Source organism: Nocardia altamirensis NBRC 108246 (genome assembly GCF_001612685.1).
GTDB classification, from domain to species: Bacteria; Actinomycetota; Actinomycetes; order Mycobacteriales; family Mycobacteriaceae; genus Nocardia; species Nocardia altamirensis.
On the sequence record NZ_BDAY01000095.1, the window covers coordinates 1 to 17,130 of the forward strand.

General features: G+C 68.6%; 9 protein-coding genes. 8 read left to right on the forward strand and 1 reads right to left on the reverse strand.

All coding sequences use genetic code 11. The annotated features are described in order from the left end of the window. The 4 genes from NA11_RS45985 to NA11_RS37115 all read left to right on the forward strand — a co-directional run. A partial coding sequence (locus NA11_RS45985; protein ID WP_167837809.1) for a hypothetical protein occupies nt 1-2,789 on the forward strand: 2,789 nt, incomplete at its 5' end. A 108-nt stretch (nt 2,790-2,897) separates the two neighbouring features. Next, nucleotides 2,898-3,422 carry a hypothetical protein gene (locus NA11_RS37105; protein ID WP_069166762.1) on the forward strand — a complete coding sequence of 175 codons (525 nt, stop codon included), beginning with the start codon at nt 2,898-2,900 and terminating at the stop codon, nt 3,420-3,422. A 34-nt stretch (nt 3,423-3,456) separates the two neighbouring features. After that, nucleotides 3,457-3,732, forward strand: coding sequence for a hypothetical protein (locus tag NA11_RS37110; protein ID WP_069166763.1), 276 nt, complete (start codon nt 3,457-3,459; stop codon nt 3,730-3,732). A 284-nt stretch (nt 3,733-4,016) separates the two neighbouring features. Then, nucleotides 4,017-7,793, forward strand: coding sequence for a WD40 repeat domain-containing protein (locus tag NA11_RS37115; RefSeq protein WP_069166764.1), 3,777 nt, complete (start codon nt 4,017-4,019; stop codon nt 7,791-7,793). On the opposite strand, the gene NA11_RS37120 is transcribed toward NA11_RS37115, so the two are convergent. Further along, entirely contained in the window at nt 7,775-8,959 is a 1,185-nt protein-coding gene (locus NA11_RS37120; protein WP_069166765.1) for an MFS transporter, read from the reverse strand. The genes NA11_RS37115 and NA11_RS37120 overlap by 19 nt on opposite strands. A gap of 77 nt (nt 8,960-9,036) precedes the next feature. Between NA11_RS37120 and NA11_RS37125 the strand changes: the two genes are divergently transcribed. From NA11_RS37125 to NA11_RS37140, 4 genes are all read left to right on the forward strand, one after another. Then, nucleotides 9,037-9,768 (forward strand): AraC family transcriptional regulator, encoded by a 732-nt coding sequence (locus NA11_RS37125; protein ID WP_069166766.1) that lies wholly within the window; start codon nt 9,037-9,039, stop codon nt 9,766-9,768. 229 nt (nt 9,769-9,997) lie between these two features. Continuing rightward, the gene (locus tag NA11_RS37130; RefSeq protein WP_245746499.1) at nt 9,998-11,236 is read left to right on the forward strand and encodes a multidrug effflux MFS transporter; all 1,239 of its coding nucleotides are present in this window, start codon (nt 9,998-10,000) and stop codon (nt 11,234-11,236) included. After that, nucleotides 11,233-16,020, forward strand: coding sequence for a beta-ketoacyl synthase N-terminal-like domain-containing protein (locus NA11_RS37135; protein WP_141718054.1), 4,788 nt, complete (start codon nt 11,233-11,235; stop codon nt 16,018-16,020). Before NA11_RS37130 ends, NA11_RS37135 begins: the two co-directional genes overlap by 4 nt. After that, nucleotides 16,017-17,108, forward strand: coding sequence for an acyl carrier protein (locus tag NA11_RS37140; protein ID WP_069166768.1), 1,092 nt, complete (start codon nt 16,017-16,019; stop codon nt 17,106-17,108). The genes NA11_RS37135 and NA11_RS37140 overlap by 4 nt, the downstream gene beginning before the upstream one ends. The last annotated feature ends 22 nt before the right edge of the window (nt 17,109-17,130 follow it).

A 17,130-nucleotide genomic window follows, 5' to 3' on the forward strand; every position in this document is an offset into this window, starting at 1 on the left:
TCTTGGGCGCGTTGGCAATTGGCGCCCTGGTGTTGGGGGCGCTGGCTCTGGTGGCAGTGCCTGCGGTGCTTGCCGCGTTGGCGTTCGGTGCGGTCGTCGCGTTCGGTGCGGTGCTCGCTGCGGGTGCCGCGGTGCTTGCGGCGCTCGCTGCGGCCGTGCTCGCGCCGTTCGTGCTGGCCCTGCCCGCACTGGCGCTTGCCGCGCTGGTCGGGGCCGGTGCGCTGGCGTTGGGCCTGGCCGGGTTCGTGACGCTCGGTGCGCTGGGTCTGGCCGCCGTTGCTACGGTCGCCGTGCTTGCGCTCGCCGCGTTCGCCGTGGTGGCGCTGCTCTGGTGGACCGGGCCGATCGCGTTGGTCATCCTGGCCGCCATCGGCGTCGCCGGGGCGATCATCCTCGGTGCCCTTGCCCTGGCCGCCGTGGTCGCACTGACGGTGTTCGGTGTCGCGAGCACCATCGCGCTCGGCGCGCTGGCACTGGCGGCGGCCATCGCGATCGCCGCGGTGGTGGTCACCGGTCTCGCCGCGGTGGCGGCTCTTGCCCTGGGCACGGTGATCACGCTCGGCGCACTGGCTGTCGCCGCGCTTGCCGTGGTGGTCTTCGGCTGGTGGACCGGTCCGATCGCGCTCGTTGCGCTGGCCGCCCTCGCGGTGGTGGCGGCGATCGTGGTCGTCGCCGCGGTCGTTGCCGGGGCGATCGTGCTCGGCGGACTCGCCGTCGGCCTGTTGGCCACTCTGGGCGCGCTGGCGTTCGCAGCGGTCGTCGTTGCCGCAGTCCTGGGCGCGCCCGCACTGGCAGCCTTGGCGCTGCCGATCGTGGTCGGGCTCATCGCTCTCGCTCTCGCCGCCCCGATCGTGCTCGGCGCGTTGGTAATCGGCGCGCTGGTGCTCGGTGCGATCGCACTGGGGCTTGCGGCGCTTGCTGCTCCGTTCATCCTCGGTGCGCTGGCAGTCGGCGCAGTGGTACTCGGCGCTATTGCGCTGGCGGTGGTTGCCGCGCCGTTCATTCTCGGTGCGTTGGCGATTGGTGCGGTGGTGCTCGGCGCTATCGCGCTAGCTGTTCTCGCTGCACCGATCGTGCTGGGCCTGATCGCGCTGGCGGTGGTTGCTGTGCCGTTCATCCTGGGTGCGCTGGCAGTCGGTGCGGTGGTGCTCGGTGCCATCGCGCTCGCCGTGCTGGCCGCTCCGGTGATCCTCGGTGCGATCGCGCTCGCGGTGCTTGCTGCTCCGTTTGTGCTCGGCGCCTTGGCGATTGGCGCGGTGGTGCTCGGCGCACTGGTGCTCGGTGCGCTGGCACTGGCCGCACTGGCCGCTCCGGTGATCCTCGGTGCGATCGCGCTGGCCGTGCTTGCTGCTCCGTTCGTCCTCGGTGCCATCGCACTTGCGGTGCTTGCTGCTCCGTTCGTGCTCGGCGCCTTGGTGATCGGTGCGCTGGTGCTAGGTGCGCTCGCGCTGGCCGCGGTTGCTGCTCCGTTCGTGTTGGGCGCCCTTGCCCTGGTGGCGATTCCGGTGTTGATCGCGGCCGGTCTGGTCGCTGCACCGTTCGTCATCGCGGGACTCGCGGTGCTGGCTTCGCTCGCGCTCGGCGCCGCCGTCGTGCTCGGGGCCCTGGCCCTCGGTGCGCTTGCGGCAGTGGCGATTCCGGCCCTGATCCTGTTCGGGATCCCGGCACTCGCCATCGGCGCCGCGGTGCTCGGTGCGCTGGCACTGGCGGCGCTGGCAACTGTTGCCGTGCTGACCGCTCTCGGCGTTGCCGGCGCGATCGGCCTCGGCCTGCTGGTCGCGACCGGCGCGATCGCCCTGACCGCGCTGGTGGCGCTCGCTGTTGCGACACCGATCGTGCTCGGCGCGCTGGTGCTCGGTGCGGTCGTCACGGCGGCCGCGCTGATCACCGCAGGCGTGATCGGTGGCCTGCTGCTCGGCGCGCTGCTGACGGCGCTTGCGGTGGCCGGACTCGCCGCGGTGGCCGCTGCGGCGGTCGCGGGCGGTGCGGTGATCGCCGCACTGATCGCCATCCCGCTGTTCGGCCTGGCCATCCCGGCGGCGCTGGCGGTGCTGTTGGCCGTCGCGCTACTCGGCACGCTGCTCGCACTGGCGTTGCCGGTGGGTATCGGTGCGGTGCTCGGCCTGGCGGCGCTGGCCGTTGGTGCTGGGCTCGGCCTGGCGGCTCTGGCCGCGGGTGTCGCGCTCGGCCTGGCGGCTCTGGCGACCGCTGCTGTGCTCGGCTTGGCGGCTCTTGCTACTGCCGCTGCGCTTGGCTTGGCGGCTCTTGCTACTGCTGCCGTGCTCGGCTTGGCGGCTCTTGCTACTGCCGCTGCGCTTGGCCTGGCGGCCCTGGCGACCGCTGCTGTGCTCGGCTTGGCGGCTCTGGCCGCCGCTGCCGTGCTGACGCCGCTCGCTCTCGCCGCACTGGCGGCACTGGCGCTGGCGGCCATCGCGGCCATCGCGGCGATCTGCGCGCTGGCCAACCCCGGTCTGCAGTCCTACCTCGTTTCGATCATTCGGGCTTGGCAGGATCAGGGCACCTCGCGCGGCAACGGCGGTGGCATGGCGCCGACCGGAACCCAGTTCCTCGACGACATCCCTGACACCGCGAGCCTCGCGGATCTCATTGCCTCGCTGCAGAAGTCGCTCGCCCCGCAGAACAAATGCGCCCCGCAGAAATGCGAGGTTGCTGCCGAGGTCGAGCCCGAAACCGAGGCCGAGCCCGAACTCCCGCTGGTCGGGAACAACGCGGCCGACGGGCGGATCGCGAAGCAGGAGGACCGTCACCTGGTCGCTGTGTCCCTCTGATCCACCGGTTCCGGCGTTCTCGCGAGAACGCCGGAACCGGCTCCGGCCGGATCAGCAAACCGAAATCTCTGTCCCGCAACGAAATACCACCAACACAGGAGAAATCCGATGAACCCCGAGACCACCGACACCGACTCTGGATTCGACCCATCCGATCCGGCACTGCACCTCGAATACCTGTACGGGCCGCAGTGGCGTGACGTCGTGAAGATCGTCGAACGCGCCGCCCAGCTCACCTCCGACGAGATCGAGCTGCTCAATGTCCATGCGGACAAAGGGATGCCGACGTCGCTGTCCGGCAGCGAAGGCCTCGCCGGGCTGCTGTCGAACTTCCGCAAGTCGACCGACGACTCGAAGGCGACGCAGATCGCGGCAGACACGGCAAAGGAATTCGGCCGCACCCGTGCGGTGCAGGTCGCTGGTCTCATTGCCGGACAGGCGATTTCGCCGATGACCACCGGAGACAGCGACGGTTTCGGCGGGCTGCTGAAGTCGCTCGGCGCACTCGGCGCACTCACCACCGTCAACCGTGCCGTTATCGCCGCGGTGCTCGGCGACCTGATCGGTCGCGGCGACTTCACCGACGACATCTACCACACGCTGATGGACCCCTGGTCCGACACCATCTTCTGACCCTTCGGCCACCACACGCACAGGAGGTTCGATCATGTTCGAGACCCGATCCAGCGCCAACACCGCGGCCCCGTTCTCCGGGCTGCTCGATGTCAGCTCCGCTCCGGTCAACTTCGGCTACTACGAGGAGAACGCGACCGACGCGGAGACCATCGTCCGCCTCCGCGACGAGGCTCGCCCTGGACCTGTCGGGTGGTGGAACCGGCACCGCGTCATCGGAACCGGTGTCGGGATGGCACTGGTGCTGACGCTGGGTCTGTTGCCTGCGGTGCAGAATGCCCTGCTCATGGGGCTTGCCCAAGTCCTATGAGCAGATCCGCGGCGCCCATCGTCGGCTCGGCGATGGGCGTCGCGGCGTCCGCGCCGCGACCCTGGTTCGGCGATGTCCGCTGATAAGATCAGCTGGCCGTTCGGCATCGTCACCTCGCTACCGCACTTCCCGGATACCCGAAAGCTCGGTGGAGATCATGCGATTGCCCTGTTCGCTGCCCGGCACGGCAGCCACGATCCGCGCCCCTCGGCGTTAGGCCGCCGATGGAGGGGCAGGTTACCCGCAGGCCCCCCGGTTCGATGCTGGGGAACCTCGTGAGTGGTATGAGCCGTCCCGAAGGACGGCGACTCTTCGCGGTCCGGCTCGGCGAGCTGTTCGTCGCCGCGGGGTCGCCGCCGGTGAAGTCGGTGGTCCGTGCCGCCAACGCGCGCATCCCCGAGGGCGCGACCCGGATCACCGCGCAGCGGATCAGCGACTGGCGGCGCGGCAACCGCACGCCTGCCACCTTCGTCTCGGTCCGTCCGGTGCTCGAGGTCTTGATCGCCGAGGCCCGGCGCAGGGCCGCCGACACGCCTGGCATCGATGCCTCGCTGCTGGATCTGGTGCGCTGGCACGAAGATTGGAAGGGGGCACGGGTCGATCCGCCCGCGCCCGATATCGATCGTGAGCCCTACCGTGGACTCTGGGCGTACCGACCAGAGGACAGCGACCTGTTCTTCGGCCGCGACGAGGCGAAACAGCAACTGCTGGAGGTGATGTCGGCCGCCGAGTCGAGCGAGCTGGTGTCGATGGTGCTGCTGCTCGGCGCCTCCGGCATCGGCAAGACCTCGCTGCTGGCCACCACATTGCTCGCCGCGCCTGGTGCGCGCACGCCGATCACCATGACGCCGGGCGACGATCCGATGACCGCGCTGGCGATCGCGCTGGACGACCGCCCGCAGGGTCCGTGCTTGCTGCTGGTGGATCAAGGCGAGGAGCTGTTCACCCGTTGCGCGAATGACGCACTGCGGCAACGGTTCCTGGCCGCCCTGACGATGCTCGCCGGTCCGCAGTCCGAGCAGCCGACCATGGTCGTGATGTCGTTCGACACCGCGCACCTGCCCAAGCTTCTGCGCTATCCGGAACTGATGATGGTGCTGCGCGATCACGTCATGCTGCTCAACCCGATGACGCCCGAGGAAATGCGCGAGGCCATCGTCCGGCCCGCCGCGGTCACCGGACTGCGCGTGGAGGACAGCCTGGTCGAGGTCCTGCTGCAGGATCTGGCCACCATCGACGCGCACAGTTCGGTGCGACTACCGCTCGTCTCCTTCGTGCTCGCCGCCACCTGGGCGAATCGGCGCGGCCGGACGTTGACCCTCGATGCCTACCGCGAAGCCGGTGGCTTGGCGCGGGCCGGTGCGGTCGGTGGTGAGATGTTCTGGTCGCGGCTCACCGAGGCCGAACACGAGAGCGCACGGCATGTGCTGATCGCATTGACGATCACCGGGCCGACCGGCGTTGTCCGCAATCGGATGCCGGTCCAGGGACTGATCGAGGAATCCGCCGATCCGGCCGCTGTCCGGTCCGTCATCGCGCGGCTGACCGAACTGCGCATGGTCGTGCGCCGCGGCGAGGACATCGAGCTGGTGCACGACCTGCTGCTCACCGGATGGCCTCGGATGGCCGAATGGCTGGCCGAGGAAAAGGAATTCGCGCCGGCCCGCCAGCGCATCGAAGCCGACGCCCGCGAGTGGGCGCGGCAGGAGCGCCCGACGTCGCTGCTCTACTCCAGGACTCGGCTCGAGGACGCGGCCGAGTGGATGCAGCGCACCGAGTCGTCGAATCGGCTTGCCCGCGAGTTCGTTTCGACGTCGCTGTCGCGCCAGCAGGCGCGGACCGTGCGGCGCAGGCTGATCCTGACCGCCGTGGCCATGCTCGCCGTGGTGGCGCTGGCGCTGTCGGTGGTGGTGGTCGGGCAGCGCGCGAAGGTCGCGCAGGAGCACAAGGACGTGCTGCGCAGTCAGCTCATCGAGCAGTCGCAGCGGATCGAGGACGTCGACGGCGGGTTGTCGGCGCAGCTCGCGCTCGCGGCCTATCGGTTGAATCCCGCCGATCCCGCCGCACGGGCCAGGCTGCTCGCGGCGCAGGTGCTGCCGCTGAGCATCGGCTCGGCAGCCGCGCACAAGGGACTCGTCCGGCAGCTTGCGTTGAGTCAGGGCCGAAAGTTGTTGGCCAGTGCGGGAGATGACGGCTTCATCCGACTATGGGACATCGCGGATCCGCTCACCGTCACCCCGGTCGGGCCGGAATTGAGCGGTCATCGCGGGCACGTCGAATCGGTGGCGTTCGCGCCGGATGGTGGCACGCTGGTCAGCGTCGGCGGCGACGGGACGGTGCGACTCTGGGATGTCCAGGATCCCCAGCAGGCGCGTCAGGTCGGTCAATTCGATATCGGCACGGCTCTCACCACTGTCGCCTATCTGCCGACCGGCCGCACCGTGGTCGTCGGTGGCATCGATGGCACCGTGACCTTTCTGAATGTGGAGTCACCGCAAGCTGTTCGGCGGCTCGGGGAGCCCCTCGCCGTGCACACCGGCGCGGTCCGCGCGCTGACGCAGGCGCAGGACTCCGGCATGCTTGCCAGTGCAGGCGACGACCGCACGGTGCGGTTGTGGGACGTCAGCGACGCGGAGCGGCCTGCGCCACTCGGTGTTCCGTTGCTTGCCGAAGGTTCGGTCCAGGCAACGGCTTTCGGTCCCGGCGGCCGGTTCGCGGCAGGCACCGCGGACGGCATGGTGCAGGTCTGGAACGTGACGGACCCGAATCGCCCGCAGCTGATCGGCCAGCATCAACGCCGCCCCGTGCCGATCACCCGGCTCGAATTCTGGCTGGGCGGGCGGCTGCTCACCGTCGCGGACGCGGGCGGCACCCTGCGTGGCTTGAACACCAACCGCCCCGACCGCATCGCCCCGATCGGCAGGGAGATCCGCGGCAACAGCGGTTCGGTGCAGTCCTTCGTGATCGTCTCGGATGCCCAGGTGGTGACCGCAGGCGCGGACGGACGGCTCCGGACCTGGAGTCATGCGCGGGTGGACGTGCCCATCGTGTTCGCGGGCGCGCTCAGCTCGATCGCCTTCGACAAGGCGGGCAAGGTGCTCGCGAGTGGGCTGCGGGACGGCCAGGTCAACGTGTGGAATGTGGCCAATCCGGCCTACAGCCGCTCGGTCAGTGAGGTGCAGGCCGGGCTACCGGAGCGCAGAGGGACCGAGGTCGCGCTGCGCCCGGACGGGCAGCTGCTGGCAACGGCGGGCGGCGGCGAGGTCAAGCTGTGGAATCTGGCCGACCCCGCGCATCCCGTCCCGCTCGGCGCGTTGCCCGGCGCCGGAGTCGGTGGCCCCCTTGCCTTCTCGCCGAAGGGGGATCGGCTGCTCACCGGGATCGACCGCCGCTCGCTGCAGCTGTGGGACGTGTCCGATCCCGGCGCCGTGCGACCGCTGGCGAACCTGTCGACCGGCCACGACCGCCACGTCGAACTCGCGGCGTTCGCGCCGGGCCGCTCGCTCGTCGCGGCCGCCGACGACGATTCGCGAATACACGTGTGGGACAGCGCAGATCCGCGCAAACCACCGGCGTCGCTCGACGTGCACGGCGCGAACGTGCGGGCGTTGCTGTTCGGCAACGACGGCAAAACGCTGTTCGGTGCGGACGACGACGGCATGATCCGCTGGTGGGACGTCTCCGACCTGGCCGACATCCGTGAGCTGGGCGAAGTGCGCGCGCACACCGCGGGGGTGCGGACCTTGGCACTCGATCAATCCGGTCGCCGCCTGGCCTCCGGTGGTGACGACCAGACGGCCCGGGTGTGGAACATCGCCGATCCGTCCGACGTCAAGCCGCTCGGCGATCTGCTCGAAGCGCAGGCAGGCTGGATGTGGTTCCTGCGCTTCGATCCGAACGACGAGTCGCGCCTGATCGGTGTCGGCGATCAGATGTCCGCGTCGTGGTACATCGATCCGGACGACGTGGCGGCGAAGCTGTGCGCTGCTTCGGCTGCGCAGATCGACGAGGAGACCTGGAAGGCGCGACTCCCGTCGGTGCCCTATGTCCGCACCTGCTGACCGGGTGCGGGCAGCACCAGCGTGAGGCCGATCGCGACCACCGGGACGACGCACAGCACCGTGAGCACGGCCGGCGGTCCGTGCCGGTCGGCGATCATCCCGAGCAGCGGAACGAACAGCCCACCGACGCTGACCGCGAGGCCGAGGGTCACGCCCGCCGCGGTGCCCGGCCTGCTCGGCAGGTAGTCCTGCCCCAGTGCGACCAGTACGGCGAACGGGATGTTGACCGTCACCCCGGCAAGCACCGCCAAGACGAGGCCGATCAACGGATCGGGCACCATTCGCAGCGCAACGAGCGCGGGAAGCACTGCGACGCTGCCGATGTGGAGCGTGCGCAGCATGCCGAGGCGGTCGGCGATGCGACCGCCGAGCAGCGTGCCGAGCACTCCGCCGCCGAGGAACGCCGCCAGCGCGCCGCCGCCGAGTGCAGGGGAGCTGCCGAGCGACCTGATCCAGTACAGCGCGATGAACGTGCTCATGCCCGCGGCGAGGGCCGAGCGGACCACCGCGGCGGCGGTGAGCACGAGGAACGGAATCCACCGGTCTTTGCCCTCGCGTACGGCGGTGGCACGCGACGCCGCCGCCTGGCGTTGCTGATAGCGCCACAGTATGAAACCCATCAGCACCGCGGGCGGAATGAACAGGGCCGTGCCGCCGAGGCCGAAGGCCACCAGCGCCGGTGTCGCCAACGCGGGTGCGAGGAAGAATCCGATGCTGCCGCCCGCCGCGAACAGGCTCATCGCCGTCGCGCTGTTGCCTGCGTCCCTGCGCGCGTCTCGGCCCGCCGAGGGATGAAATGCCGCGACGCCGATCCCGGAGAGCAACAACAAGATCCACACTGCGGGGTAGGTCGGGGCCAAGCCCGACAGCCCGGCGCCGAGCCCTGCGACCGCGACTCCCGCCGGTGCCAGCCACAGCAGCCGCCACCGATCGGCGAGCACGCCGAGCACCGGCTGGGGGAGCGAACTGCCCAGCGTCGCCGCGAGCGCGAGACCCGAGGCCGCGACGTAGCTGTAGTGCCGTTCCAGCACGAAGAACGGGATGCTCGCGGGTACCAGACCTTGGTAGAAGTCGTCGACCGCGTGCGCAATCATCCAGTACCGCATGCGTTTCCACGGCGATGTCCGGTCAACGACGGTCGTGGCATCGACATCTGTCTGCACCATTGCCGTCCTCCTTTCCGAGGCCCTCGAGCAGCCTATGGACGACAGGGTGTAGCTGACTTCCGATAAAGTGCCTAACTATGTCGATATTCCGCCACGAGACGACGATGGCACGGGCGCTGGACGGTGGCGCGCGGATCAGTCGGCATCGGCATGCCGAGCATCAGGTCGTGTATCCGAGTTCCGGTGTTGCGGAGGTGCGCACCGCGGCGGGCACCTGGATTGCGCCCGCGGACAGGGCAATCTGGATCCCGGCCGGGTGCTGGCACGAGCACCATTTCTACGGCCCTACCCAATTCCATTGTGTGGGTTTCCCGTTCGATCTCGCACCCGACTGGACGGTGCCGTCGGTGCTGACCGCGCTTCCGCTGGTGCGTGAGCTGATCATCACCTGTTCGACGGCCGAGGACCTGCCCGACACCGAACTCGTCGCCCTGCGCCAAGCCCTGCTCGACCAACTGCGGCGCAGTCCCGAGCAGCCACTGCGTTTGCCTGCGGCGCGCGACGAGCGCCTCCGAAAGGCTTGCGCCCTTGTGGAATCCGACCTCACCGAGGTGTGGACGCTCGGTGCGCTCGGGCGGCAGGTCGGAGCCAGCGAGCGAACGCTCACCCGCCTGTTCCGTACCGAGCTCGCCATGACCTACCCGCAGTGGCGGACTCAGCTGCGCCTGCATCACGCCGTGCAGTTGCTCGCCGAACAGGTGCCGGTCACCGTGGTCGCGCATCGCTGCGGGTGGTCGTCGGCCAGCGCGTTCATCGAGGTGTATCGGCGCACGCTCGGCCACACTCCTGGCACGTACCGGATGCGGTGAATAACGCGTTCGAATGAAATCGGGCAATGTCGGCGAATAAGACGTCGATGTACGCGCGGCGCGAATAAGTCTCGTTCCGATGGGTGTGACGTACCTGACTTGCGCGGGTTTTTCTGTCCACCCTTCGTTCACCGCGTGTTAAACGAGCCATCCCTACACTTTTCGACCAAGGGGTCAGGGGGATGAATATCGCTGGATCGAGCCTCACTGGAGGGCCAGGAGGTTCGTCGTGAATATCGGTGTAGGTGACGTGAGTACCAACGGTGTCGTCGAGCGCAGTGCCGTCGGCAGAATGCGGAGCGTTCGGCTGATCGCTGTCCTCGGCGCGCTGTCCGCGTTCGGCCCGGTGACGACCGACCTTTATTTGCCGAGCCTGCCGCAAACCGCCGCCGCGCTGCATACGTCGCAGTCGGGCGTGCAATCGTCGCTCACCGCGTGCCTGATCGGGCTCGCGTTCGGGCAATTGCTGGTCGGTCCGATCAGCGACGCGCGAGGGCGGCGCGGGCCACTGCTGGCGGGGATGGTGGTGTTCATCGCCGCCTCGCTGCTGTGTGCGTTCGCGCCGAACGTGCTGGTATTCGACCTGTTTCGGCTGCTGCAGGGGCTTGCGGGGGCGGCGGGCATCGTCATTGCGTTCGCCGTTGTCCGTGACGTGTACGAGGGTGCGGAGGCCGGAAAGGCCTACTCGATTCTGCTTGCGGTCAACGGCGTCGCCCCGATTATCGCGCCGGTTGTCGGCGGGCAGTTGTTGCGATTCGTGGAATGGCGCGGCGTGTTTCTGGTGCTCGCCGCATTGGGCGTGATGTTTCTGGCGCTCGCCTATCTGTGGGTGCCCGAGACGCTGCCGGTCGATGAACGCCGCGGCGGCGGCATCGTGATGATGGGCCACGATGTGCGCCAAGTGGTGCGGGATCGGTCCTTCGTCGGCTATGTCCTTGTTGTCGGCTTTTCTTTCGGCGCCATGGTCGCCTACATTTCCGCGTCGTCGTTCGTATTCCAACAGGTTTACCAGGCGTCGCCGCAGCTGTTCAGCCTTTTCTTCGCCATCAATGGCGCCGGAATTCTCGTCGCCAACGGGGTCAACGCGCGTTTGTTGAATCGGCGAACCCCGCGCGCGCTGCTCGATATCGGGTTGTTCGGTCTGGCGCTCGGTGGCGTCGCGGTGCTCGTCGTGGTGGTCAGCGGGCTCGGGCTGTGGTTCCTGGTGCCTGCGCTGTTCCTCATGGTGGCCTCGATCGGCTTCATCCAACCGAATGCCACCGCGCTCGCGCTCGAGCCGCACGCCGCCACGGCGGGCAGTGCGTCGGCCGTGCTCGGCTGCACCCAGTTCTTGTTCGGCGCACTGGTCGCGCCGCTGGTCGGTCTCGGCGGGATCAGCGCGATACCGATGGGTGTGCTCGCCGTTGTGTTGTGCACGTTCGCCGTCATTGTGCGAATGACATTGGGCCGCCGGGATATTCGCGGTTGAGACACGACGAGAAGGCCAGGGAGTTGAAGACGATGGACCAAGATGTCGTCGTGGTCGGCCTCGCCTGCCGGTATGCGAATGCCCGCGATTCCGGCGAGTTCTGGCACACGCTGGCGACCGGGCATTCCGCGATCGACGAGGTCGGACCCGACCAGTGGGATCAGGACCGTTTCTACGCGGAAGGCGACCGCAATCCCGGAAAGATCAACACCAAGTGGCTCGGCCGGCTGACCGGGGCCCGCTACTTCGACAACGCGTTCTTCAACCTGTCGCCGCGCGAAGCGATCGCCATCGACCCGCAGCATCGGTTGCTGCTCGAAGAGGCCTGGCACTGCATCGAGGATTCCGGCCTGCCGATCGATCTGCTGCAGTCCGGGCGCACGTCGGTGAACGTCGGGCTGATGGCGCAGGACTACCTGATCAAGGGCCTCACCAACAACAAACCGGTCGACGCCTTCGACCCCACCGGCAACTATGCCTGCCTCGCCGCCAACCGAATCTCGTTCCTGCTCAACCTGAACGGGCCGAGTAGAACCGTCGACACCGCCTGCTCGGCGTCACTGGTCGCGCTGGCGCAGGGCCGCAGCGACCTGCGCACCGAGGACTGCGATTTCGCGCTGGTCGGCGGTGTGAACGTGGTCTGCTCGCCGTGGCGGTACCTGGCGTTCGCCCAGTCGAGGATGCTCAGCCCCGACGGTCAATGCTTCACCTTCGACCGGCGCGCCAACGGCTACGTCCCCGGCGAGGGCGTCGGCATGGTGCTGCTGACCACCCGTGCGAAGGCCGAACGGCTCGGCTGCCACATCTACGGCGTGCTGCGCGGCATCGCCACCAACCACAACGGCCGCAACCGCGGCCTCACCGCCCCCAGCGTCGCCGCACAGACCGACGTCATTCGGCGGGCACTGGCGGACGCCGGTGTCGAGCCGTCGGCCATCAGCTACGTCGAGGCGCACGGCACCGGCACCAGCCTCGGCGACCCGATCGAGATCGAGGCGTTGAACAGCGTCTACGGGCGAGAACGCAAGGCGCCGCTCGCGGTTGGCTCGGTGAAGACCAACATCGGCCACGTCGAGGCGGGCGCGGGCATGGCGGGCCTGATCAAGGTCCTGCTGATGCTGCGTCACGGCCGGATCGCGCCGACCCGCAACATGGAGATCCCCAACCCGCTGCTGCACGCGGTCGGCGCGACCATCCGCTTCCCTGGCGCCCTCGTCGACTGGCCTGCAGAGCACGGCCCGCGTGTGGCAGGCATCAGTTCCTTCGGCTTCGGCGGCGTGAATTGCCATGCGGTAGTGGAGGAGTGCGCACCTCGCGACAGTCGCAACACCGCAGGGGGCGACGTTGCTTCCACAACAGTCGGCGAGCTACCAGCCCGGAGTGCCGATGGCGTGTTCTGCGCGTCGGGAGCCCGCCACAGCGCGGCACAGCGGTGCGCGCCCGCTGTCTTCACGCTGGCCGCGAAAACCTCTGCGGCGTTGCACAATACGCTTGTTGCCTGGGCTGCTGAACCGCGGTGGGCGGAGCTGGGATTCGTTCCGCAGCTGTGCCGGGCGGCGAACCAGCGGTTGCTGAGCCTGCCGTATCGGATCGGGGTGACGGCCGAGGGCGTCGCGTCGCTGCTTGCCGCGGTGCGGGAAGGGGCTGGGCTCAACGGCATTCGGCACGTGTCGACCGCGCCCGAGCCGGTGGTGCTGCTCGCACCGCACGACGCCGCCGCTGCCGCGCCGACCACGCTGCCGGATTCGGTGGCCGAGCGTGAGCTGCGCGCGTTGATCGCCGATCGAGGCGGCGAGTTCGCCGCGGACGCGCGGCTCGCTCGGTTTGTCGCGCATCTCGATGGGCTTGCGGTGTTGGCGCGGCGCCGGGTGCCGATTGCCGAGGTGGTCGCGCTCGACGCGGTCGGTGCGGCGGCGGCGCTGGTGCACGCGCAGGCGATCCCTATGGAAGAGGCGGTGGGGGCGCTGCTTGTCGATGATCCGTTGGTGTTGCACGCGCCGCCGCAACACACCGTGGTGGTCGACGGGGAATGCTTGCTGCCCAACGAGATCGACGCGGACTATCTGAATGAGCTGGTGCGCGGGTGTGCGCGGACCTTGACCGAGGTCACGCCGTACATGACGCAGGCGGCGCTGCTGCTCGACCACCAGCACACCTTCGCGCGCGCCATCGGCCGCTGGGAGGAACTGCTGGCGGAGCGCGGTTTCGGCGCGGCCGACGCGATTCGGCAATTCGGCGACGCAGCGCCGGAACTGACGCCCGAGCAACTGGCCGCGCTCGCGCTCGCCGTCAATGTGGCGGCGGGCGAGATCGACCGCGCGTGGGGGTTGACGCCGCCGGGATGGCTGCCACCTGCGACCGCGGAGCTCGCGGTGCTGATCTGCACGGGCATCATCGATCGAAGTGATGCGGTAGCGGCACTTTTCGGCGATGCCGACCTCACCGCGCTCGCGGACAAAGCGCGTGCGCGGTCGATGGTGCGCTCGGCGCGGCTCACCCAGTTCCGTGCACTGACTCGGCGCACGGACGACGCTTACCGCGCGCGTCACCTGGAACTTCCTGCCTCGGCCGATCTCGGCACCGCCATCGCCGCCGCCGGTGCACAGACGTCGGCGGTGATCGTGCTCGGACCATTGGCCGGTGCGGCGCCGCAGGAGGTCGTGCAGGTCGCCGACAGCGAACCCGGGGCGCTGACGGCTGCGCTGCTCGAATTGTGGTTGCGCGGTTGCGATGTCGACTGGGCGGGCCCACAGCTCGACGAAACTCCCCGTTTGCCAGGACTGCCCGGCTACGTCTTCGACCAGCATTCGTTCTGGCACGAGGACACCGACCTGCGCATCGACGGCCAGGTCCCTGTCGAGCGGCTCGCGAGTACAGCGGTTGCGTCCACTGCGGAGCCGGTCGACAACGCAGGCGCCACAGCGGCGCCCGAGTCGGTCCCCGACCACACCCCGCTCCTGGAAGCACTGCTGATCGACCTGGTCGCCGAGGCAACTCGCGCGCCACGCGAAACCCTGCGCACTACAACGGCATTCGCCGACATCGGGATAGATTCGCTGATCATCCACACTGTCAACCTGCAACTGTCCGAGCGATTCGGCGACATCGCAGCGACCCTGTTCTTCGAATGCCGCAACATCCACGAAGTCGCCACTCGAATCCACCGCGACTACGCCGACGGTGTCCGCACCTACTTCGACGCCGCCAGCACGCCGACTGCCCTCGACGGGCCGCCGACCGAACCGGTAGCGGCTCGATCTGCCGTGGCCACTGGGCGCGAATCAACGGGCCGGACGCCGACAGTCCCGCGCGATCCAGCGACACGGGTCGGTGCGAAGTCGGACGGCCATGCCACTGCATCGACCGGCGGACCGGAATCGACTGCCGGAGTGGACTCATCGGCGGCCGGGCCCGGTCCGGTGGGGCGGTGGCTCGGGTCTTCGGTGCGGCGGTCCGGTGCTCAGCGACCGCGGCATGGCACCGACGGGATCGCCGTGATCGGGTTCGACGGCCGGTTTCCCGGGGCCGATTCGGTGCCGGAGTTCTGGCAGAACCTGTGTGACGGAGTCGATTCCGTCGGGGAGATTCCGGCGCAACGGTGGGATCACGACCGGTACTTCGATCCGCGGCGCAATGTGCCTGGCAAGGTGTATGCGAAGTGGGGCGGGTTCCTTTCCGACGTAGACCTTTTCGATGCGGAGGCCTTCGGCATCGCGCCGGTCGAGGCGGCGTTCATGGATCCGCAGGAGCGGCTGTTCCTCGAGGCCACCCGCGGCTGCCTCGAGGTCGCGGGGTATACCCCGGAGCGACTCGGCGCGGAGCACGACAACGAAGTCGGGGTCTTCGTCGGCGCGAGTTTCAACAACTACCAACTCGTGCAGCACGAAGCCGCCGGACCGAACGCCTATGTGCCGATCAACTCGCAGACCTACGCGGTAGCCAATCGGGTCTCGTATCTCAACGACTTCCGCGGTCCGAGCCTGACGGTGGACACGGCGTGCTCGTCGTCGCTGTATGCCGTGCACTTGGCGTGCGAAAGCCTGCGCCGCGGTGAGTGTTCCGTCGCGGTCGCAGGCGGGGTGAACCTGACGCTGCATCCGTCGAAGTACCAGATGCTTGCGCAGTATCAGTTCCTCTCCTCGGACGGACGTTGTCGTGCGTTCGGCGAGGGCGGCGACGGCTATGTTCCGGCCGAGGCGGTCGGGGCGTTCCTGCTGAAGCCGTTGGCGGACGCGGTGGAAGACGGTGACCGCGTCTACGGGGTGATTCGCGGCAGCGCGCTCACCCACGGCGGCCGCACGAACGGTTTCACCGTGCCGAGCCCGGCCGCGCACACCACCGCCATCGAACGCGCACTCCGGCAGGCGGAGTGGAGCCCGGAGACGATCACGTACTTCGAAGCGCACGGCACCGGAACACGACTCGGTGATCCGGTCGAGATCGCAGCCGTCCGTGCCGCTTTCGACACATCGCGGCGCCAGTACTGCGCGATCGGCTCGGTCAAGTCGAACATCGGGCATGCGGAGGCGGCGGCCGGTGTCGCCCAACTGGCGAAGGTGTTGCTGCAATTGCAGAACCGCACGCTGGTGCCGTCGCTGTTGCATGCCGAGCGTACCAATCCGGCGATCGACTTCGCCAACTCGCCGGTCTACCTGCAGCAGACCCTCGAAGACTGGCATCCCGCGGGCAGCGGTGCCGGCGAGGTGCCGCTGCGCGCGGGGATGTCGTCGATCGGCGCGGGTGGCACCAATGTCCATGTTCTGCTCGAGGAGTACCAGTCATGACGCCCCCTCGATACGTCTTCGGCGTCTCCGGCAGGACCGCCGAAGCCCTACTGGCACAGGCCGACACGCTGGCGAACTATCTGGAGTCCAGTGTGCGCGACCGCCGGGCGGCGTTCGCGACCACCGTGACGCTGCCTGCGGTCGCCAAAACGCTCCTGCTGCACCGGGAAGCGCTCGAGCACCGCCTCGCCTTCGTCGTGAGCACGCTTGCCGACGCGGTCGAGCAGCTGCGTTACTTCGCCGAACATTCCGACAATGGAATCTGGCTGCGGGGGAGGGGAATCTACGCGAGCCGCGCCGAAGCGAACCAGTTCGGCGACGTGCTGGATGCCGACCGGGAGTACCTACGACAGCTGGTCGCGGCCGGTCATCTCGATCGACTGGCAGCACTGTGGTCTGTCGGATTCCCGGTCGACTGGAGTGCCGTCCACCCGGAACTCACCGAGGAACTCCCCGTCTACCTCCCGCCTACCCGGTCGTCGCGCCAGCGCTTCTGGCCGCAACACACGGTGCAAACCGGGGTGAGTTCTCCGCAGGAGCCAAGCGCACCCACAGGCGCGCCGGTCGTTCGTGCAGAAGAGTCCGTTGTCCCGCAATCGATTCGGACCAAGTCGACCCCGGAGCGAGCACCCGACGTCGCTCTTGTTCCCGAGGGCGTCGTCGAGCTCGATACCGACCCGCTCCGGGCGCAGCTCGCCGACCTGCCGTCGACACTGCGACGTCGGCAGCTGCGCACCCAGCTGCAGCGGTGGATCGGCGAAGCCCTCGCCTATTCGGACGGCGAACTGCCTCCGGTGGATCGCGGGTTCTTCGATCTCGGCATGACCTCGATCCAGCTCGAACAGGTCCGCACCAGGATCACCGCCACGGTGGGCTTCGAACCCGGCGAGACAACCGCTTTCGACTATCCGACGATCACCGAGTTCGCCGACTATCTCGAACGCTCGCTTGCTAACGCCGCGGCGGCACCGATTCAGGTCCCCGTGGTGTCACCGGACGACGCGAACGTGCTGACCACCTTGGACGCCACCGCCATCGAGCAATTGTCGCCGGTGGAACTCGAGCGCGTCCTCACGGCGATCTTGTGACGCCCGGCTTTTCGATCAAGGA

What these genes read in the sequence shown, in the direction of transcription:
- NA11_RS37105 (WP_069166762.1), top strand. Translation starts at nt 2,898, where the DNA reads ATGAACCCCGAGACCACCGACACCGACTCTGGATTCGACCCATCCGAT.
- NA11_RS37110 (WP_069166763.1), top strand. Translation starts at nt 3,457, where the DNA reads ATGTTCGAGACCCGATCCAGCGCCAACACCGCGGCCCCGTTCTCCGGG.
- NA11_RS37115 (WP_069166764.1), top strand. Translation starts at nt 4,017, where the DNA reads ATGAGCCGTCCCGAAGGACGGCGACTCTTCGCGGTCCGGCTCGGCGAG.
- NA11_RS37120 (WP_069166765.1), bottom strand. Translation starts at nt 8,959, where the DNA reads ATGGTGCAGACAGATGTCGATGCCACGACCGTCGTTGACCGGACATCG.
- NA11_RS37125 (WP_069166766.1), top strand. Translation starts at nt 9,037, where the DNA reads ATGTCGATATTCCGCCACGAGACGACGATGGCACGGGCGCTGGACGGT.
- NA11_RS37140 (WP_069166768.1), top strand. Translation starts at nt 16,017, where the DNA reads ATGACGCCCCCTCGATACGTCTTCGGCGTCTCCGGCAGGACCGCCGAA.